This window comes from Enterobacter sp. Lyrl_3 (assembly GCF_051948675.1).
GTDB lineage: Bacteria > Pseudomonadota > Gammaproteobacteria > Enterobacterales > Enterobacteriaceae > Enterobacter > Enterobacter cloacae.
This window is the reverse complement of sequence record NZ_JAYJLI010000025.1, coordinates 13,922-33,127: the sequence shown is the minus strand read 5'-3', so window position 1 is coordinate 33,127 and position 19,206 is coordinate 13,922. Positions and strand designations below refer to the sequence as shown.

The following is a 19,206-nucleotide window of genomic DNA, read 5'->3' as shown; positions in this document are numbered from 1 at the left end:
ATTTTCAGCTTTGATTCAGAGTCCGAAGGATTTTGCGCTGAGACAAGGCGGCAAGCGAAGGAAAGGAAGGAGCATACTGAGGTATGTGACTGACTTTACGAGAGCAGCCAACGCAGTATCAGCCCAAAAGACACAGGACAGAGCACAGGAATTTGCCTGGCGGCTGTAGCGCGGTGGTCCCACCTGACCCCATGCCGAACTCAGAAGTGAAACGCCGTAGCGCCGATGGTAGTGTGGGGTCTCCCCATGTGAGAGTAGGGAACTGCCAGGCATCAAATTAAGTAGTAAACCGGTGTATCAATCCGGTGGTTACAGCAGTCTTCGGTGGAGCGGTAGTTCAGTCGGTTAGAATACCTGCCTGTCACGCAGGGGGTCGCGGGTTCGAGTCCCGTCCGTTCCGCCACTTATTAAAAGCCCTGAGTTAACGCTCAGGGCTTTTTTCTTATCTGCTTCCCAATTATTGCTAAATCAGCAAAAATCCTCTGCGTTTTACGACCTTTTTCAGCATAACGCCAGCAGCGATAATCTTCCTCAGTTGACGAATATTACGAATAACGAGGAATGACATGACTATCCCTGCATTAGGCCTGGGCACTTTCCGCCTGAAAGACGACGTTGTTATCGCATCGGTCAAAACCGCCCTTGAGCTTGGCTATCGCGCAATTGATACCGCGCAGATTTATGAAAATGAAGCTGCGGTTGGCCAGGCGATTGAAGAAAGCGGTGTACCGCGTAACGAACTGTTTATCACCACCAAAATCTGGATCGAGAACCTCAGTAAAGACAAGCTGATCCCAAGCCTGAAAGAGAGCCTGAAGAAGCTGCGTACTGACTATGTCGATCTGACCCTGATCCACTGGCCATCTCCGAATGATGCCGTTTCTGTAGAAGAATTTATGCAGGCGCTGCTGGAAGCGAAAGAGCAGGGCTTAACCCGTCAAATTGGTATTTCGAACTTCACCATTCCGTTGATGGAAAAAGCCATCGCTGCCGTTGGCGCAGAGAACATTGCCACCAACCAGATTGAGCTCTCCCCTTATCTGCAAAACCGCAACGTGGTGGCGTGGGCCAAACAGCACGGCATTCACATCACTTCTTACATGACGCTGGCATACGGTAAAGCGCTGAAAGATGAGGTCATTGCACGTATTGCAAATAAACATAACGCAACGGCTGCACAGGTGATCCTGGCCTGGGCGATGGGTGAAGGTTATGCCGTTATTCCATCTTCAACGAAGCGTGAAAACCTGGCCAGCAACCTGCTAGCTGTGGATCTCCAGCTGGATGAAGAAGACAAAAAAGCGATCGCTGCCCTGGAGTGCAACGATCGCCTGGTGAGCCCGGAAGGTTTAGCGCCAGACTGGGATTAATATTGACTTACCCTCTGTACGCTTAACCCTCACACAGCTCCTTCGGGAGCTGTTTTTATATGCTCGCTCAGAAAGTCGATAAAGGCACGGATACGCGTGCTCACCGCTCTGTCACTGTAGTAAACCGCACTGAAGGGCATCTCTACCGGCAGACGCTTGTCCGCCATTAACTCCACGAGATCACCGCGCGCAATTTCTTTATCAATCATGTAATCAGACAAACAGGCGATCCCGTTTCCTTCAAGACACAACTGCTTCAGCGTTTCCCCGCTGTTGGACGACAACCCGCAGGTGATCTCATGCAGCTGACCATCAGGGCAGGCGACAGGCCAGGTATTCAGTGATACCGGCTCGGTGAAACCCAGACATAGATGCTGCTTCAGCTCTTCAACGGTTTCAGGTTTGCCGTGTTCAGCGATGTATTGTGGTGAGGCGATGATTTTACGGTAGCTGGCAAACAGAGGACGCGCGCGCAGGCTTGAGTCCGTCAGGGTTCCCGCCCGGATCGCCACATCGACTTTACGTTCGATAAGATTGATAAAGGTCTCGGAGGAGACCAAAGAGAGCGTCATCTCCGGATAGCGTTCACGGAAAGGTTTAATCAGCGGCATCAGAAAGTGCAGAACTACCGGTGTGGCCGCATCAATACGCAATAGCCCACGCGGTGTGCTGCGCGTTTCCATGATCTCAGTCTCTGCTGCAGCCATCTCCTGTAAGACAGACTGCACCCGGCGGAAGTACCGTTCACCTTCTTCCGTCAGGCTCAACTGCCGCGTCGTGCGGTTGAGAAGACTCACCCCAAGCTTCATCTCAAGCTTTTTCACCGAGCGGCTTACAGCAGAGTTTGCCTGCCCTAACTGCTCTGCCGCGCGGCTAAAACTGCCACTTTCGACGACGGCGACAAAGATTGTCAGCTCTTCCGAGGTTGCTTTCATTGTTGCACCACCTGCAAAATTCTATTGAGATTTTGACCATTTTTGTTATTTAACCACTGGCGCATACTGCCTGTCATCTTAATCCTGATGATACGGAGTATTTTATGCCACTGGCGCTACTTGCCCTGACGATCAGTGCCTTTGCAATTGGCACGACCGAATTTGTTATCGTAGGACTGGTTCCTACCATCGCTAACCAGCTTGCTATCTCATTACCTTCAGCCGGGCTGTTGGTCTCCATCTATGCTTTGGGTGTCGCTGTCGGCGCGCCCGTCCTGACGGCATTAACCGGGCGATTCCCGCGTAAGCAACTGCTGGTCGCGCTGATGGTGCTCTTCACGGCCGGCAATATACTGGCCTGGCAGGCGCCGGACTACACGACGCTGGTCATTGCCCGCCTGCTGACTGGCCTTGCTCATGGGGTGTTCTTCTCGATTGGCTCCACCATTGCAACCAGCCTGGTACCCAAAGAGAAAGCTGCATCAGCCATTGCTATTATGTTTGGCGGATTGACCGTCGCACTGGTCACCGGCGTACCATTAGGAACGTTCATCGGGCAACATTTCGGCTGGCGTGAAACCTTCCTCGCCGTTTCTTTACTGGGCGTGATTGCACTGGTGGCCAGCCTGCTGTTGGTACCGTCGAATATTCCCGGCCGTACAAGCGCAAGACTGAGCGATCAGATTAAGGTGCTCACACATCCTCGTTTGCTGCTCATCTATGCCGTTACGGCGCTGGGCTACGGCGGCGTGTTCACGGCATTCACCTTCCTCGCTCCAATGATGCAGGATCTGGCCGGCTTCTCTCCTGCAGCGGTAAGCTGGATTTTACTGGGGTACGGTATCTCTGTGGCGATTGGCAACATCTGGGGAGGTAAGCTCGCGGATAAGCATGGTGCTGTACCAGCGCTTAAGTTTATCTTCGCGGCACTGGTGATTCTGCTGATGCTCTTCCAGTTCACGGCATCGATTCAGTACGCCGCGCTGGTAACGGTACTGGTCATGGGCATCTTTGCCTTTGGTAATGTACCCGGCCTGCAGGTCTATGTGGTACAAAAAGCCGAACGCTACACGCCAAATGCGGTGGACGTGGCTTCTGGTCTGAACATTGCCGCCTTCAACATTGGTATCGCGATCGGCTCTATCGTTGGCGGGCAGACGGTGGAACACTTTGGATTAACCCAAACCCCGTGGATTGGTGCCGTTATTGTGCTCGTTGCCTTCCTGCTGATTGGTCTGAGCGGACGCCTTGATAAACCCTCTCGCGTAGCGCTTGGTTAAACCTCAGTAAGTGCTTGCTTACAAAACTGGAAAGAGGTTTCTCAGTAATTGCGTTGAAAGTGTGACCTAAAATCCCTATAACATTAGAACCAGTCCGTTTTCCGGGCTGGTTCATGTTACAGAGGTTGTTTCCAAAAGTGCGAAAAAATACCTATGCCATGCGTTATGTTGCCGGAATGCCCGCGGAGAGGATCTTGCCTCCCGGGTCGTTTGCGAGCATCAGCCAGGCATTACCTGCCGGTACACCGTTAAGCAGCGATGAAAAAATTCGGGTGCTGGTATGGAATATCTTTAAACAGCAGCGCGCGGATTGGTTATCCGTCCTCAAGAACTTTGGTAAAGATGCCCATCTGGTTCTGCTGCAGGAGGCGCAAACCACGCCTGAGCTGGTAAGGTTTGCGACCACTAACTATCTCGCCGCCGACCAGGTGCCCGCATTTGTATTGCCGCAACATCCCTCTGGCGTGATGACCCTTTCTGCCGCGCATCCGGTTTACTGCTGCCCGTTGCGCGAACGCGAGCCTATCCTGCGACTGGCAAAATCGGCGCTGGTGACGGTCTACCCACTGCCTGACACGCGGCTACTGATGGTCGTGAACATCCATGCGGTAAACTTCAGTCTGGGCGTGGATGTGTATAGTAAGCAGTTACTTCCTATTGGTGACCAGATAGCCCATCACAGTGGGCCTATTATTATGGCCGGGGATTTCAATGCCTGGAGCCGTCCACGCATGAACGCGCTGTATCGCTTTGCGCGGGAGATGTCGCTGCGTGAAGTTCGTTTTAGTGATGACCAGCGCAAGAAAGCGTTCGGTCGTCCTCTCGATTTCGTTTTCTATCGTGGTTTGAGCGTGCATGACGCCTCTGTTCTGGTCACTCGCGCCTCCGATCACAACCCGCTACTAGTGGAATTCAGTCCCGGCAAACCTGATTAATATGGTGAGTCAGGTCTGCCGTGGGGCAGGCCGGTTGAGTGCTGCCCTTTACTTTAACCAACGCAAGGACAGTACAATGACAACAACACACTCTCATCACGACAACGTCGAAAAACAGTTTGGTTCCCAGGCAAGCGCCTATCTGACCAGCGCCGTACATGCTTCTGGCCGCGATCTGGTGCGTCTCGGCGAGCGTCTCTCGGCGTTTCCGCAGGCGACGGTGCTGGATTTAGGCTGTGGAGCAGGGCATGCCAGCTTTACAGCAGCGCAGCATGTGGCTCAGGTTACGGCGTATGATTTATCCAGCCAGATGCTGGAGGTAGTGGCGGAGGCGGCAAAAGCCAAAGGGCTCAACAATGTCGATACGCGCCAGGGCTATGCCGAATCCTTACCTTTCGAAGAGGCGTCGTTTGACGTTGTTATCAGCCGTTACTCCGCGCACCACTGGCACGATGTCGGCCAGGCATTACGGGAAGTCAAACGCGTGCTGAAGCCGGGTGGAATCGTCATCATTATGGACGTCATGTCTCCGGGTCACCCTGTACGGAACATCTGGTTGCAGACGGTTGAAGCGCTGCGTGACACCTCGCACGTGCAGGATTATTCCAGTGGGGAGTGGTTAACGTTTATCACTGAGGCCGGTTTAATTTCACGTTCACTGATAACCGATCGCTTACCGCTGGAATTTAGTTCGTGGATCGCCCGTATGCGCACCCCGGACGCGTTAAGCCAGGCCATACGGTTGTATCAGGACAGTGCTTCCTCAGAGGTGAAGGCCTACTTTGAATTGCAGGATGACGGTTCGTTTACCAGCGATACCATCATGATTGAAGCGCAAAAAGCGAAGTAAAAAAAAGCACCGAGGGGAATCGGTGCCTTTTTATCTTTGTATCGTGTAATCAGGAGTCTGGCGTGGCGCTGTTTTTCACAAACAGTGTCAGCTGGTCGCCTGGTTGCAGATTGTCAGTATCATTATTCCAGCGCATCACATCCTTAATGTTCACGCCGTGTCGTTTTGCGATACTGGACAGTGAATCGCCTTTACGCACGCGATAGGTAATGCTATCGCTGTTATTGGCGAGACGCTGTGCGCTGCTACCCGCACCCACCGTCAGTGTCTGACCCACTCTCAGGCCTGAGCTGCGCAGGTTATTCCACTGCTGCAGATCTTTTGCTGTCACGCCAAGACGTGATGCAATGCCCGAAAGCGTATCACCGCTACGAACCTTGTAGCTGCGGCTGTTGACTGATGATGCATCCGCAATCAGCGTTGACTGAACGGCGGCAATTTCACCAGACGCTAAAGACTCACGTAACTGTTCAGCATGTTTCTGCGGAACCATCACATACTGTGGGCCACTCGCCCCCAGCGTTGAGCCTTTAACACCCGCGTTAAAGGTTTTCAGTTTACTTACCGACATACCCGTCATATCGGCAACCTGTTGAATATCAACCGGGTTGCTGAGGCGAACGCGCGCCAGTGCACGACTTTCGTCTGGTGTTGGCAGTTGTACACCGTAACGCTTGCTGTTTTTGAGAATATCACTCAATGCCAGCATCTTCGGTACGTAAATCTTCGTTTCCTGTGGCAGTGAGAGCGACCAAAAATCGGTGGATTTACCCCGTGCTTTATTCGCTTTCATTGCCTTCAGTACACGACCTTCGCCACTATTATACGCCGCAACCGTTAACAACCAGTCGCCGTCAAACATCTTGTTCAGACGTTGCATCATGTCGAGAGCGGCTGTCGTGGAAGCGACAACATCGCGACGCGCATCATAGTTACGGGTCTGTTTCAAACCGTAATTTCGCCCCGTGCTCGGAATGATCTGCCAAATACCTGCGGCATTGGCGCCAGACGTCGCGTGTGGGTCAAAAGCGCTCTCCACTATGGGTAGGAGTACCAGCTCCATAGGCATGTTACGTTTCTTAACTTGCCCGGCTATCCAGTACATATACGGCTCTGCCCGTAACGTTACATCGTGGAGATAGCTCTTATTTCTTAAATACTTCTGTTTCTGTTCGCGAATCCGGCTGTTTTCCGGAATTCCCATCTTTAGCTCGTCGCCAATAGAGGTCCACAAGTTTTGATCCTGCGCGAAAGATGTCCCATCGTCCAACCAACGCGCTGAGCTTGTAAACTTCCCTGCTTCCCCTTGACCAGCTGCAGAAAGGCTCTGTGCGTGCTGTTGTACGTTGCTGCCGTTCTGCGACTGGCAACCAACAAGCAGGACAGAGGCGAGTAAGATCGCTTTTGCCTTCATGTGTGTGTCAATAGTTGCTTAAAAGACGAGCGATGATAACGGCGAAATTTTGAAAAGGCAACCCGCAATTATCTGAAGTTATCTTTCTTTGACCTTAACCATGCAAATCGCTGTTCTGGTTGTTGCAATTTTGTTTCTTGGTTAATTTTATTAATTAAATCAATGTCATCTGTTCTAAGAAATAAATTAATTTTACGCTCGTTTTTCAGAATTACGGGTAGTGTTTTTTGGTTTTTTGCACGTAACTCCTTCACTTTCTGATAGTAATCCTGAATCGCACGATCCTCAGGTAAAATGCTGGCAGAAAACTTCATATTTCCTAATGTATACTCATGCGCGCAACAAATTACAGTATCGTCAGGCAGGGCATTAATTTTTTGTAAAGATTGGTACATCTGGGCTGGCGTGCCTTCAAACAGTCTGCCACAGCCGCCAGAAAACAGCGTATCGCCACAAAACAGATAAGGTTTGCTGTAGAAACACAGATGTCCCAAAGTGTGACCTGGTGTAGCAAATACGGAAAACTCCCACTCACGTATGAGGATATTTTTGCCTTCTTCGACTACTTGCGTGATTCCCTTATCTTGTGCCTCTGCCGGTCCGTAAACCACCAGATGCGGGAACCGGGCGCGCAGCTCAGGCACACCGCCGGTATGATCGTGGTGATGGTGGGTCAGGAGGATGGCTTCAGGCTGCCAGCCGTTCTCTTTTATTGCCTGCAGAACCGGGGCGGCCTCTCCGGGGTCGACAATGACGCATCGACGCGCGTCATCGACTAAAACCCAGATGTAATTGTCCTCAAAGGCAGGAATACTGATAAGATTCATACATTACCTCTTATAGCGTGGCGGGTGTTTTGATGAAACCGGCAAGGATACCTCAGACTGTCGCAGCACCGGAACGTTGGGCGGAATTGCCCTGGGGTGAATACTATCGCGAGGCGTTAGAACTACAGCTTAAGCCCTGGCTCGCGAAAATGTATGGCTTTCACCTGCTTAAGATTGGCAATCTCAGCGCGGAAATCAATACCGAAAGCTGCGCTATCTCACATCAGGTCCATGTCTCTCTCGGCGGATCGCCCGTTCAGGTGAAGGCAGACCCTTTACATCTGCCGTTTGCGGAAAAGTCGGTTGATGCGTGCCTGCTGGCGCATACGATACCCTGGTGCAGCGATCCTCATCGCATGCTGCGTGAAGCCGATCGCGTGCTGATAGATGACGGCTGGCTGGTGATAAGCGGGTTTAATCCGCTGAGCCTGATGGGGCTGCGCAAGCTGGTGCCCGTATTACGCCGCACTCCTCCTTATAACAGCCGGATGTTCACCATGATGCGCCAGCTGGACTGGCTTTCGCTGCTGAATTTTGAAGTGCTCAGCTACGGCGGATTTCAGGTACTGCCCTGGGCCAGAAAAGGGGGCGTTTTGCTGAGTACCCATTTGCCCGCATTAGGCTGCATGCAGTTTATCGTTGCGCGTAAGCGAACCATTCCCCTGACGCTTAACCCGATGAAGCAGAGCAAAACCAAAACGCCGATCCGCCAGACCGTGGGGGCCACGCGGCAGTACAGAAAACCGTAATCAGGATTCAGGCTGATAGCCCGCGTCCTCATGTGCCGGGTTAGCGGCCGCCGTCCGCGCCAGTTCATCGCAGCGCTCGTTTTCCGGGTGGCCGGCATGGCCTTTTACCCATTCCCACTTAATATTATGCTGGCCCAGCGCCGCATCCAGCCGTTTCCAGAGATCGACATTCTTGACGGGCTTCTTATCTGCCGTCTTCCAGCCGCGTTTTTTCCAGTTGTGGATCCACTGGGTGATCCCCTGGCGCACGTACTGGCTGTCGGTACTGAGCACAACGTCACAATGTTCTTTTAAGGCTTCCAGCGCCACGATGGCCGCCATCAACTCCATGCGGTTGTTGGTGGTCAGGAAATACCCTTCACTAAAAGTTTTTTCGTGCTGACGATAGCGCATAATCGCGCCATAGCCGCCAGGCCCTGGGTTACCGAGACAAGATCCATCGGTGAAAATTTCTACCTGTTTACGCATCTCTGGTAGACTTCCTGTATTTGAAACGTTCAGTTAAACGATAAGTCTGACATAAATGACCGCTATGAGCACTGCAATTACTCGCCAGATTGTTCTTGATACCGAAACCACCGGTATGAACCAGATCGGCGCGCACTACGAAGGGCACAAGATCATTGAGATCGGTGCTGTTGAAGTGGTGAACCGTCGTCTGACGGGGAACAACTTCCACGTCTATCTCAAACCCGATCGGCTGGTGGATCCCGAAGCGTTCGGCGTTCATGGTATTGCCGATGAGTTCTTGCTGGATAAACCGACCTTCGCGGAGGTGGCGGACGAATTTCTGGACTACATTAAAGGCGCAGAGCTCGTCATTCACAACGCCTCGTTCGATATCGGCTTTATGGACTACGAGTTTAGTAAGCTCCAGCGCGATATCCCCAAAACGAACACCTTCTGCAAGGTCACTGACAGCCTGGCGCTGGCCAGGAAGATGTTCCCCGGCAAGCGTAACAGCCTCGATGCGCTCTGTTCACGTTATGAAATAGACAACACCAAGCGAACGCTGCACGGGGCATTGCTCGATGCCCAGATCCTGGCGGATGTCTATCTGGCGATGACCGGCGGTCAAACGTCAATGAAGTTCAGCATGGAGAATGAATCTCAGCAGACGCAGGGCGAAGCGGGAATTCAGCGTGTTGTTCGCCAGGCCAGCCGCTTGCGGGTTGTTTTAGCGAGTGATGAAGAGCTTCTCAACCACGAATCTCGTCTGGATCTGGTCCAGAAGAAGGGCGGAAGCTGTATGTGGCGTGCGTAAGGCATGCCAGAATGCCTGTAAAATCACCGTTCGGGTGATTTTTGCAGCAAACGATTCAAAACGTGAGAAAAAGCGTTGACGAGTTCAGAGGCAAACCGTAATATGCGCCTCGTTCCCAAGGGAACACAGCGGAGCGGTAGTTCAGTCGGTTAGAATACCTGCCTGTCACGCAGGGGGTCGCGGGTTCGAGTCCCGTCCGTTCCGCCACTATTCAGGCCCACGTTATTTATAACGTGGGCCTTTTTCATTTCTGCGTTTCCTCAATCCTGAATTTCTCTCGTCTACCCGGCCCGTTGCTGTCGTCACGCGGTGAACGGCTGAGTTCCTGTTTAATTTATTTTTTATTAAAAATCTCATTCTGTTATTTTTATTAAAATAATCAATTTGATTTATTATTCTTTTCGTGTAAGTTCTTAACCGTTAATTATTCTTTTCCTCCTCCTTCCTTGTTCACTCATTAATAGCTTTTTGATGTCAACTATTCCTAATGCGGCGTAGAGCGTTGCGTGGTTTTTTCCTACCCATATAAAGAGGTCAGACATGATAGTTTTAAGCATCATGTCGATGAACCCTGTGGACATGAATTATCTCAGAAAGGTTTCAACGTAAGGTAGTTCAGGGTGTATCAACAAAAAAGTTTATATATCCACAATTTAGTGAGTGAAATTCACCAAGGACTTTAAGTATGATGGACAATAAAGTCATTTTAGCGGTCAATAACGGAGACGGAAAAACTCGGTTGTTGACCGCAGATGCAGGCCGGACGGTTAAGGTAAAACTTATCCCCGGCAATAAATATTTATTGAAGAATATTAACGACGACTTCGCTCCAGAAAATATTACGCTGCAGCGCGTAGACAAGGCGCTGCACATTATCCAGGAAGGCGATACACAGCCAAGCATAATTATTGAAGATTACTTCAATGGTGATCCTAACAACCCGGTGCTGATGGGCATGGCGGAAGATGGATTACTCTACGCCTATGTTCCTCTGTCGGGCGAAAGCTACGACACCGGCTATCTGATGGCTGACGGCAGCATGTCTCCTGTGGCGTTAGGCGGAGAACCGTTAGGCGCGGGTGGGCCTCTTCTGACGGCCCCGGATGACGACAACGACATGCTGTTTGGCATGCTGGGATGGTTTGCACTTGCGGCGGCGGGTGTAGGGGCTGCTTTCGCGCTGTCTGAGATGGACAAGGACGACGGCGATAACCACTCCACGCCTGATAAGCCGAGCATCGGCACCACAATGGATGATGAAGGCTCAATCAAAGGCCCGTTAAAATCAGGTGATACGACCGATGACTCAACGCCGACGCTGACCGGTAAAGGTAAGCCTGGTGACACCATCCATATCTACGATAACGACAAAGAGATTGGCTCCGTTATCGTCGATGATGAAGGCGAGTGGAGCTATACGCCTGATAAGCCACTGGGTGAAGGTGAGCACGAGCTGACCGTCGTGGAAAAAGATCCTGACGGCAACGCGAGTCCTCCATCAGACCCGATTGTCATCGTCGTTGATACGGTTGCGCCAAAAGCGCCGACGATTGAACACATCATGGACAAAGTGGGTAAAACCACCGGTGAAATTCATGATGATGCTTACACCGACGATCCTCAACCAGAAATGAGCGGTACCGGTGAAGCAGGCGCAACAATCGCGATTTACGATAACGGTAAAAAGATCGGCGAAACCACCGTTAACGAGGATGGTCGTTGGTATTTCAAACCTTCCGAAAACCTCACTGACGGTAGCCACAGCATCACGGTCAGCCAGACGGATAAAGCGGGTAACGTCAGCGAACCGTCTGATGAGCGTGATTTTATTGTATTGACTGAACCTCCGGGAAAAGCAGAAACACCTGAGGTGATTGACAATACCGGTCCGGTAACCGGTCCGCTCAAACCGGGCGATGTGACGGATGACAGTCAGCCTTCTTTCAGTGGAGAGGGAACACCGGGCAATACCATCATTATCAAAGACAATGATAAAGAGATCGGCTCGGTTATCGTCGACGACGAAGGTAAATGGTCATTTACACCTAAGGATGAACTTGCCGAGGGTGAACATAATGTCGTGGTCGTTGAGGAAGATCCGCTCGGCAATGAAGGCGATCCTTCCGATCCGATTCAGATTATTGTGGATACCACGCCGCCAGCCAAACCGGATATGGCCGATGCCCAGGATAATACCGGGCCGATTACGGGCCAACTGAAAGGCGGTGACGTCACGGATGAAACCCGTCCGGTATTCAGCGGTAAAGGCGAACCGGGCGACACCGTGACCATTTATGATGGTGACGAGGTGCTTGGCACAACCGTTATTGACGATAAAGGCAACTGGACGCTGAAACCAGAGAAACCGCTGGGTGAAGGCGACCACAGCATCACCGTTACGCAGACGGATAAGGCGGGCAATACCAGCGACCCCTCGGAAGCGCTGGAGTTTGAAGTTGACACTACCGCGCCTGATGCTTCAGCAAATGTTCTGAATATTACCGCCGTTGCGGATGACGTAGGCGATCGTCAGGGCAATGTAGCCAGCGGTGACATAACCGATGACAGCAAACCGCTCATCAGTGGTATCGGTGAAGCCGGGAACACCGTCTTTGTCTACACCACCGACTCTTCCGGCAAACACCTGATTGGTACAGCGGTGGTAGGCAGTGATGGCACCTGGAGCCTGACACCAGAAACTCCACTGACGGAAGGCCTGAACAAGCTGACCCTGGAGACGCAGGACCCGGCGGGCAACCGCGTTGCCGGTGAAGCGCCGTCTTACGACATCAATCTGCTGATCCCGGTGAGTACTGCACCGTCCATCAACAGCGTTGTGGACAACGCCGAGCCACACGTCGGCCCAATGCAGAAAGGCGAATCCACCAACGATACCACCCCAACCCTGAGCGGCAGCGCTGCACCGGGCGACATTGTGTCTATCCTCGACAACGGGAAAGTGATTGGTACCGTCACGGCGGACAGCAACGGGAAGTGGGCGTTCACCCCGGATACAGCGCTGGCGGATGGCAAGCACACCTTCACCGTCACGGCGACTGACGCAGCGGGCAACGCGCGCACCAGCGGCAGCTTCCCGATCGTGATCGATACTGCGGCACCGTCTCCGGCAGAAAATATCGTTATCAATGATAACGTGGGCGACAAGCAGGGGCCGGTAGGTCCAGGCGACACCACCGACGATCAGTCCCCGACCCTGAGCGGCGAAGCTGAGCCGGGCAGCGTGGTGGACATCTATGATAACGACGAGAAGATCGGTTCCGTCATCGTTGATGACGAAGGTAAATGGTCCTATACGCCAGACACGCCTCTGGCTAAAGGCGATCATGAGATCACCACCACCGTGACCGATCCGTCTGGCAACACCAGTGAACCGTCTCCGGGGATCTCCTTCACCGTCGATCCGGATCCAAACCAGGTTACCGTGGGTGAAGTGGTGGATGACCAGGGACCGATCGTGGGCAACCTGAAGCCAGGCACCGTGACCGACGATGTCCGCCCTGAACTGAGCGGTAAAGGTAAGCCAGGCAGCACCGTGACCATCATGGATGGCGACGATGTACTGGGCTCCACCGTGGTGGATCCGGACGGCAACTGGACGTTCACGCCAGAGCAGGATCTGGCCGATGGCGATCACAGCCTGACCGTGATTTCCAAAGACCCGGCCGGAAACGAGGTGACCTCTCCGTCCTTTGATATTACCGTTGATGCGACCGCGCCGGAAAAACCTGTACTGGGATCCGCAACGGATGATGTGGGAACAATTCGTGGCGATCTGAGCAACGGTGGCACCACCGACGACGCAAACCCAACCTTCAACGGCTCTGCAGAGCCGGGCAGCCGTGTCGATATTTATGACAACGGTGAGCATATTGGCTCGACGATTGCGGACGACAACGGCGCCTGGCAGTTCACGCCAACCACACCTCTGCCAGAAGGTGAGCACCATATCACCACCACCGCAACGGATGAAGCGGGCAACACCGGTCCGGAATCGGATGATTTTGTGCTGGTGACCGACTACACCCCACCAGTGGCAAGCAGCGATGTACTGAACATTACGTCCGTAATGGATGATGTCGGCGGCCGTCAGGGTAACGTGGCCAGCGGTGAAATCACCGATGACAGCAAACCGGTTATCAATGGTATTGGTGAAGCGGGAAGCACCGTCTTTGTTTACAGCACGGATGCTAACGGCAAACATCTGCTGGGCTCAGCCGTGGTCAACAGTGAAGGCACCTGGACGCTGGCACTGGATACACCGCTGGTGGAAGGGCTTAATCAGCTGACGCTGGAAACCCAGGACGCAGTAGGCAACCGCGTAGTGGGTGAAGCACCGTCTTACGACATTACCGTTCTGATCCCGGTCAGCACCGAGCCGTCCATCAACAGCGTTGTGGACAACGCCGAGCCGCACGTCGGCCCAATGCAGAAAGGCGAAACCACCAACGACACCACCCCAACCCTGAGCGGCAGCGCTGCACCGGGCGACGTTGTGTCTATCCTCGACAACGGGAAAGTGATTGGCACCGTCAAGGCGGACAGCAGCGGTAAGTGGTCGTTCACCCCGGATACCGCGCTGGCGGATGGTCAGCACACCTTCAACGTCACGGCGACTGACGCAGCGGGCAACGCGCGCACCAGCGGTACCTTCCCGATCGTGATCGATACTGCGGCACCGTCTCCGGCAGAAAATATCGTTATCAATGATAACGTGGGCGACAAGCAGGGGCCGGTAGGTCCAGGCGACACCACCGACGATCAGTCCCCGACCCTGAGCGGCGAAGCCGAGCCGGGCAGCGTGGTGGACATCTATGACAACGACGAGAAGATCGGTTCCGTCATCGTTGATGACGAAGGTAAATGGTCCTATACGCCAGATAAGCCTCTGGCTAAAGGCGATCATGAGATCACCACCACCGTAACCGATCCGTCTGGCAACACCAGTGAACCGTCTCCGGGGATCTCCTTCACCGTCGATCCGGATCCAAACCAGGTTACCGTGGGTGAAGTGGTGGATGACCAGGGCCCGATCGTGGGCAACCTGAAGCCAGGCACCGTGACCGATGACGCACGTCCTGAACTGAGCGGTAAAGGTAAGCCAGGCAGCACCGTGACCATCATGGATGGCGACGATGTACTGGGCTCCACCGTGGTGGATCCGGACGGCAACTGGACCTTTACCCCTGAACAGGATCTGGCCGATGGCGATCACAGCCTGACCGTGATTTCCAAAGACCCGGCCGGAAACGACGTGACCTCTCCGTCCTTTGATATCTCTGTCGATACCGTGGCACCGGAAAAACCGGTTATTGGTGTTGCGACTGATGACGTCGGCTCCAGCCGTGGCGATCTGAGCAGCGGTAGCACCACCGATGATGCGAACCCAACCTTTAAAGGTTCCGCAGAGCCGGGCAGCCGTGTCGATATCTATGATAACGGGGAGCTGATTGGTTCTACCATGGTGGACGAAAATGGCGGCTGGCAATTTACGCCAACCACCGCGCTGCCAGAGGGTGAGCACCATATCACCACTACCGCAACCGATAAGGCCGGTAACACGGGTCCGGAATCAGATGATTTTGTACTGATCACCGACTACACCGCGCCTGACGCCAGCAAAGTGGCGATCACCGAAGTCTACGACGACGTGAACACCGCAGGCGTCATTGCCTCCGGCGGGGAAACCGACGACAACCGTCCGCTGATCAAGGGTACCGGCGTCTATTCAGCACTGGGTAGCGCAAATTCTGAGTTTGCTTTCTTCGGCGATGTTGCCGGTGGCTATGTTGGCTTTAAGTATTACTTATAAGGAAATGACTATGACGCTTGATAATCCATCGCAGCCTGTGGTGCTGCTGTTTTCCGGCCAGGGAAACCCGGTGATTGGTATGGGCAGCGATCTGTGGGATCTCAATGCAACGACGAAACAGATCTGGGATTGTGCCAGCGATGTGTCGGGTCTCGATCTGCGCCGACTCTGCCTTAAGGGGCCGATGAACAGGCTGATCCAGACCACGGTACAACAGCTGGCCGTTACGGCGATCAACGTATCGCTTTATAGCCTCTGCCGCGAGCGCTTCCCGGCGCTGCGCGTCGTGGGTGCCTGCGGCCATAGCGTTGGCGAATACAGTGCCCTGTACGCGGCAGGCGCGATCTCGCTGGAGACCCTGTTCCGTACGCTGCATTTTCGCGCCAGTACCATGGATTCGGTGAGTAAAAAGCAGAAAGGCGCGATGCTGGCGCTGAAGGGGGCCGATTTTGCCACGCTGAGTGACATCATCACCCGTTCCGGGATCGCGCTGGATATCAGCTGCGACAATACCCCGCGTCAGCAGGTGATTGGCGGGACCCCGTCTGCGCTGAGTGATTTTGCCAAAGTGCTGGCCGATGAAGGCTATGAGCCGATCAAGCTCGGCGTCAGCGGGGCCTGGCATACCCGTTTAATGGCTGAGGGCGTGCAATTGATGCGTGACTTCCTGGCGGGACAGCCCTTCACCTCGCCAGCCTATGACGTGCTGATGAATGTGACCGCCAGAGTCGAAACGGTGCCCGACAATATCAAAGAGAACCTCTCCCTGCATCTGACGCAGACGGTGAAATGGGCCGATTCCATGGCCAGATTCATCCATCATCCAGACCAGCCGCTGTTCCTGGAGATGAGCAACAAACCCTATCTGGGACAGATGCTAAATGATTTTTCCGGTTTTTCTGCCGGGCGTGTCCTGCACTGCAGAAAAGTGTTAGGGATGTAATGGCCGAGCTATGATTCCAGATTATTTAACCTTCATCCGCTATCAGGATAAAAGGAACGTGCTTTTTATCTATATCGTGACGTTTATCCTGCTGGGCTTTTACTGGAAAAATGCCGGTTTCTCTTTTTCCCGGCAGGATGCCTGGGTCGCGAGCGGTATTTTCGCGCTGATCGGGTATAGCTTCATTGCCGACCTTAAGGCCTTCTGGGCCTATAAATGCGTCGTCAAGAATGTTGATTTGTCGGTATTTGTCGGCAAAGAGAGCCCGAAAACGAATTCGGTCATCTTCGAACCGTTCGTTGTGCTTGCCGTCTCGATCCTGATTTTCGCGGGCATCACGGGGCTCTTCCTTGCGCTGACCACGCCAGGCATCACGCTGCTGATCATGGTTTTCGTGGCGCCGCTGATTATCTGGGGGATCTTTGCCGCACTGCGCCATGTCTATATTCAGCAGGTCGTTGCCTCAGCCAGAGACAAGGCAAAATACACGCAGCTTTCACAGTATGTGGCCGCTGCTGTCGTGATGAGTGTGGTGATGAATCTCCTGACCATCAGCCCCTTACGCAACAGTGCGCAGTTTGATCTCTATGGGCGCTACTTCACCTTAACCGCCATCATCACCATGGTGGTGCTCTGCGTGGTGGTGCTGGCAATCAATCTGCTGTTCTTGCGCTTTACCCGACGCTATGTGTTTCTGGGCCATCTGTTCCTTAACGAGATTGATCTCTATTTCTCCCCGTCAATCCCGTGGAGGACGCTGTCAGAGAAACCATTATGGCTGCGGCTGGTGATGCTGGTGGGTGTGGAATGTGTCTGGTCGGCTGTTATCGGCGTGCTGCTTACGCTTTCGGGATGGCAGGTCTGGTTTGAGGTCTATTTCCTGCTTTGCTATCTGCCATGTCTGGTGTACTACACGCTGCACACCTGGTGGAAATGGCATACCGATTTTATGATGTCGAGCGATATGTATCTGCGCTGGGCGGAGATCAGCAGAGAGGACACCCCCTGGTAGTCGCCTTCTGAAAGAGATAAAAAAGCCAGACCCTCATCACTGACGGTCTGGCTTTTTATTACGTCTGTTTCGCTTAGCTCATTTTCATCCATGACAGCAGCATGGAGGCGCTGGCAATGACGTTAATGTTGGAAATATAGCCGTCGTAGCGGTTGTTAATGGCAGAAAGCTGATTATTAAAATGATCGTTTTCTGCCGTCAGCACGTCGAGCAAGGTGCGTTTGCCAAGGTGATACCACTGTTCGTAGAACATACGACGCACCCGATCCGTTTCACTTGTCAGGCGATCGTAATCATCGGCGCGCAGGAAAGAGGAGTCACGTACCTGAATCTGATAGTTAATCTGATACTCCAGATCTTTGTAACTCACTTCATATTGCTGCTGCGCCATATTGGCTTTCGCCCGTGCCGACATCTCAGCGGCACGCTGAGAGCCGCCGCTAAACGCCTCCCACTCGACGTTTAAGCCCGTATACCAACCCGCTTCGTTGCCGTTGCTGTCTTTGGCGGTGCTTTTGGAGATGACCCAGTTCACCTGCGGCAGGGCCGACGATTTAATGCTTTCTGCCTCATACTCCGCCGCCCGGACTTTGGACTGCAGGTTCAGCATCATCGGGTTCTTATCCAGCCCAGAAAGCGCCACCGACGCCGGGATGACCGTGTCGTGCCAGCTTATGCCTTCCGGTAATTCAGGCTCGATCCCCAGCAGACGCACCAGTTTGATTTTGCTGGCACTCAGCTGATGCTCAATGTTGTCGAGACTTGCCTGGGCCGACATCAGTTTTGCTTTGGCCTGCACCAGTTCACTTTCTCTGCCGCGGTCTGCCTGGGTAATTTGCGACAGCATGGTGACCAGCTCTTTCATGCGGCCAACATACTGTTTCGCCACAACCTTACTGTGCTGATAACGCCCCATGTTCATCAGCTCGGACACGGTGTTGTAGGCCAGCTGTTCGCGGGAATACTCTTTTGAATAACGGGCTGCTTTTGCCGTTTCCAGAGAGTTGTCCACCTGGTTACTGATCCTTCCCCAGTCAATAATCGGCGTATTAACGGAGACCGTGCCGCTTGAGTCGCTGATATGGCTATTGTTGGATGACGACTGGCGATCGCCGCCCACGGTCGACAGCGGCGAGGTTACGCCCAGACGTACCTGGGGCATGCGCTGGCCTTTTACCTGATCGACCATGTAGTCAGACGCCATCACCTCTGCTGAGGCGGCCCGCAGTTCCGGGCTATACGCCAGCGCTCTGGCCACCATGCTGCGCAGAAAAACAAGCGAATCCTGACTGCCGGCACGGTAGCCCTGCGACATGCCGCTGATGGCTTGACGCGCACCGCCGTCACGACGCACCCCGGCGTACGCCGGGTCCGGTTTGTAATACTCGGTGACGGGCGGGAAGAAGTCTGCGTTTTTCTTCAGCGCAGCCCGGCTTTCCGCCGGTTTTGACGGGGCGGGGGCAAACTCCCTGGCTGTCGGTGCAGAGGCGTAACGTTCTGGGCGCGCAGTGGATTGCGTTGGCATCGCCTTTTGCGTACTGACGTATTGCGACTGGGTACGCATGGCGGGCAGCGAACGCGGCGATGCCGCACTGTGCGACACCGTCCGCTGCACAGGCTGCACTTCGCGGTTGAGCTGTGACTGTGTGCGCATCGGCGGCAATGACGCCAGGCTGCTTTTAGCCTGAGCAATGTCAGCCGCGTGCAGCGGAATGACAAAAGAAGAGCAGGGCAAGCAGAGTGCAACTGCGGTTGCTACCCTTGCCCAACGACGCTCTTTACGTGCCTTAACCATAT

At 53.6% G+C, this 19,206-nt stretch carries 14 protein-coding genes, 2 tRNA genes and 1 rRNA gene; 12 read left to right on the top strand and 5 right to left on the bottom strand.

Annotated features, from left to right (window positions below; translation table 11 throughout):
• The first annotated feature begins 155 nt into the window (after nt 1-155).
• The 3 genes from rrf (at nt 156) to dkgB (ending at nt 1,370) form a co-directional block, all read left to right on the top strand.
• A 5S ribosomal RNA gene (rrf, locus tag VF709_RS23330) occupies nt 156-271 on the top strand.
• A gap of 55 nt (nt 272-326) precedes the next feature.
• A tRNA-Asp gene (locus VF709_RS23325) sits at nt 327-403 on the top strand.
• A gap of 163 nt (nt 404-566) precedes the next feature.
• Complete coding sequence (gene dkgB, locus VF709_RS23320) at nt 567-1,370, top strand: 2,5-didehydrogluconate reductase DkgB (RefSeq protein WP_020686296.1); 804 nt, start codon at nt 567-569, stop codon at nt 1,368-1,370.
• Nucleotides 1,371-1,399: 29 nt separating this feature from the next.
• Here the strand turns inward: dkgB and yafC are convergent, their stop codons facing one another.
• Entirely contained in the window at nt 1,400-2,305 is a 906-nt protein-coding gene (gene yafC / locus VF709_RS23315) for a DNA-binding transcriptional regulator YafC (protein WP_013095682.1), read from the bottom strand.
• Nucleotides 2,306-2,409: 104 nt separating this feature from the next.
• Between yafC and VF709_RS23310 the strand changes: the two genes are divergently transcribed.
• The 3 genes from VF709_RS23310 to VF709_RS23300 all read left to right on the top strand — a co-directional run bounded on the left by VF709_RS23310 (nt 2,410) and on the right by VF709_RS23300 (nt 5,370).
• Complete coding sequence (locus tag VF709_RS23310) at nt 2,410-3,585, top strand: MFS transporter (RefSeq protein WP_029882849.1); 1,176 nt, start codon at nt 2,410-2,412, stop codon at nt 3,583-3,585.
• Nucleotides 3,586-3,722: 137 nt separating this feature from the next.
• Complete coding sequence (locus VF709_RS23305; protein ID WP_013095684.1) at nt 3,723-4,520, top strand: endonuclease/exonuclease/phosphatase family protein; 798 nt, start codon at nt 3,723-3,725, stop codon at nt 4,518-4,520.
• A 76-nt stretch (nt 4,521-4,596) separates the two neighbouring features.
• Complete coding sequence (locus tag VF709_RS23300; protein WP_047352058.1) at nt 4,597-5,370, top strand: class I SAM-dependent methyltransferase; 774 nt, start codon at nt 4,597-4,599, stop codon at nt 5,368-5,370.
• Nucleotides 5,371-5,419: 49 nt separating this feature from the next.
• On the opposite strand, the gene mltD is transcribed toward VF709_RS23300, so the two are convergent.
• Together mltD and gloB are read right to left on the bottom strand one after the other, a co-directional pair.
• Nucleotides 5,420-6,784: a murein transglycosylase D gene (gene mltD, locus VF709_RS23295; RefSeq protein WP_013095686.1), complete on the bottom strand. Its 1,365-nt coding sequence runs from the start codon at nt 6,782-6,784 to the stop codon at nt 5,420-5,422.
• Between the two features lie 68 nt (nt 6,785-6,852).
• The gene (gloB, locus tag VF709_RS23290; RefSeq protein WP_029882852.1) at nt 6,853-7,611 is read right to left on the bottom strand and encodes a hydroxyacylglutathione hydrolase; all 759 of its coding nucleotides are present in this window, start codon (nt 7,609-7,611) and stop codon (nt 6,853-6,855) included.
• A 32-nt stretch (nt 7,612-7,643) separates the two neighbouring features.
• Between gloB and VF709_RS23285 the strand changes: the two genes are divergently transcribed.
• Complete coding sequence (locus VF709_RS23285; protein WP_013095688.1) at nt 7,644-8,360, top strand: class I SAM-dependent methyltransferase; 717 nt, start codon at nt 7,644-7,646, stop codon at nt 8,358-8,360.
• Here the strand turns inward: VF709_RS23285 and rnhA are convergent, their stop codons facing one another.
• A complete protein-coding gene (rnhA, locus tag VF709_RS23280; protein WP_013095689.1) occupies nt 8,361-8,828 on the bottom strand; it encodes a ribonuclease HI in 468 nt (155 codons plus the stop codon).
• Nucleotides 8,829-8,892: 64 nt separating this feature from the next.
• On the opposite strand from rnhA, the gene dnaQ reads away from it, so the two are divergent.
• The 5 genes from dnaQ to VF709_RS23255 all read left to right on the top strand — a co-directional run bounded on the left by dnaQ (nt 8,893) and on the right by VF709_RS23255 (nt 17,409).
• Entirely contained in the window at nt 8,893-9,624 is a 732-nt protein-coding gene (gene dnaQ / locus VF709_RS23275) for a DNA polymerase III subunit epsilon (RefSeq protein WP_013095690.1), read from the top strand.
• Between the two features lie 130 nt (nt 9,625-9,754).
• Nucleotides 9,755-9,831: transfer RNA gene (locus VF709_RS23270), tRNA-Asp, on the top strand.
• A 478-nt stretch (nt 9,832-10,309) separates the two neighbouring features.
• On the top strand, nt 10,310-15,454 hold the full coding sequence (locus tag VF709_RS23265; RefSeq protein WP_440232358.1) for an Ig-like domain-containing protein: 5,145 nt from the start codon (nt 10,310-10,312) through the stop codon (nt 15,452-15,454).
• Nucleotides 15,455-15,464: 10 nt separating this feature from the next.
• The gene (locus VF709_RS23260) at nt 15,465-16,397 is read left to right on the top strand and encodes an ACP S-malonyltransferase (protein WP_029882419.1); all 933 of its coding nucleotides are present in this window, start codon (nt 15,465-15,467) and stop codon (nt 16,395-16,397) included.
• A gap of 10 nt (nt 16,398-16,407) precedes the next feature.
• Nucleotides 16,408-17,409, top strand: coding sequence for a hypothetical protein (locus VF709_RS23255; RefSeq protein ID WP_095440348.1), 1,002 nt, complete (start codon nt 16,408-16,410; stop codon nt 17,407-17,409).
• Between the two features lie 73 nt (nt 17,410-17,482).
• Here VF709_RS23255 and VF709_RS23250 read toward each other — a convergent pair whose 3' ends face one another.
• Nucleotides 17,483-19,204 (bottom strand): TolC family protein, encoded by a 1,722-nt coding sequence (locus VF709_RS23250; protein ID WP_149896783.1) that lies wholly within the window; start codon nt 19,202-19,204, stop codon nt 17,483-17,485.
• Between the last annotated feature and the right edge of the window lie 2 nt (nt 19,205-19,206).

Coding starts and splice junctions, on each gene's coding strand:
- VF709_RS23260 (WP_029882419.1), top strand. CDS start 15,465: ATGACGCTTGATAATCCATCGCAGCCTGTGGTGCTGCTGTTTTCCGGC.
- rnhA (WP_013095689.1), bottom strand. CDS start 8,828: ATGCGTAAACAGGTAGAAATTTTCACCGATGGATCTTGTCTCGGTAAC.
- gloB (WP_029882852.1), bottom strand. CDS start 7,611: ATGAATCTTATCAGTATTCCTGCCTTTGAGGACAATTACATCTGGGTT.
- yafC (WP_013095682.1), bottom strand. CDS start 2,305: ATGAAAGCAACCTCGGAAGAGCTGACAATCTTTGTCGCCGTCGTCGAA.
- VF709_RS23285 (WP_013095688.1), top strand. CDS start 7,644: ATGAAACCGGCAAGGATACCTCAGACTGTCGCAGCACCGGAACGTTGG.
- dkgB (WP_020686296.1), top strand. CDS start 567: ATGACTATCCCTGCATTAGGCCTGGGCACTTTCCGCCTGAAAGACGAC.
- VF709_RS23310 (WP_029882849.1), top strand. CDS start 2,410: ATGCCACTGGCGCTACTTGCCCTGACGATCAGTGCCTTTGCAATTGGC.
- VF709_RS23265 (WP_440232358.1), top strand. CDS start 10,310: ATGATGGACAATAAAGTCATTTTAGCGGTCAATAACGGAGACGGAAAA.
- VF709_RS23250 (WP_149896783.1), bottom strand. CDS start 19,204: ATGGTTAAGGCACGTAAAGAGCGTCGTTGGGCAAGGGTAGCAACCGCA.
- VF709_RS23255 (WP_095440348.1), top strand. CDS start 16,408: ATGATTCCAGATTATTTAACCTTCATCCGCTATCAGGATAAAAGGAAC.
- VF709_RS23300 (WP_047352058.1), top strand. CDS start 4,597: ATGACAACAACACACTCTCATCACGACAACGTCGAAAAACAGTTTGGT.
- mltD (WP_013095686.1), bottom strand. CDS start 6,784: ATGAAGGCAAAAGCGATCTTACTCGCCTCTGTCCTGCTTGTTGGTTGC.
- dnaQ (WP_013095690.1), top strand. CDS start 8,893: ATGAGCACTGCAATTACTCGCCAGATTGTTCTTGATACCGAAACCACC.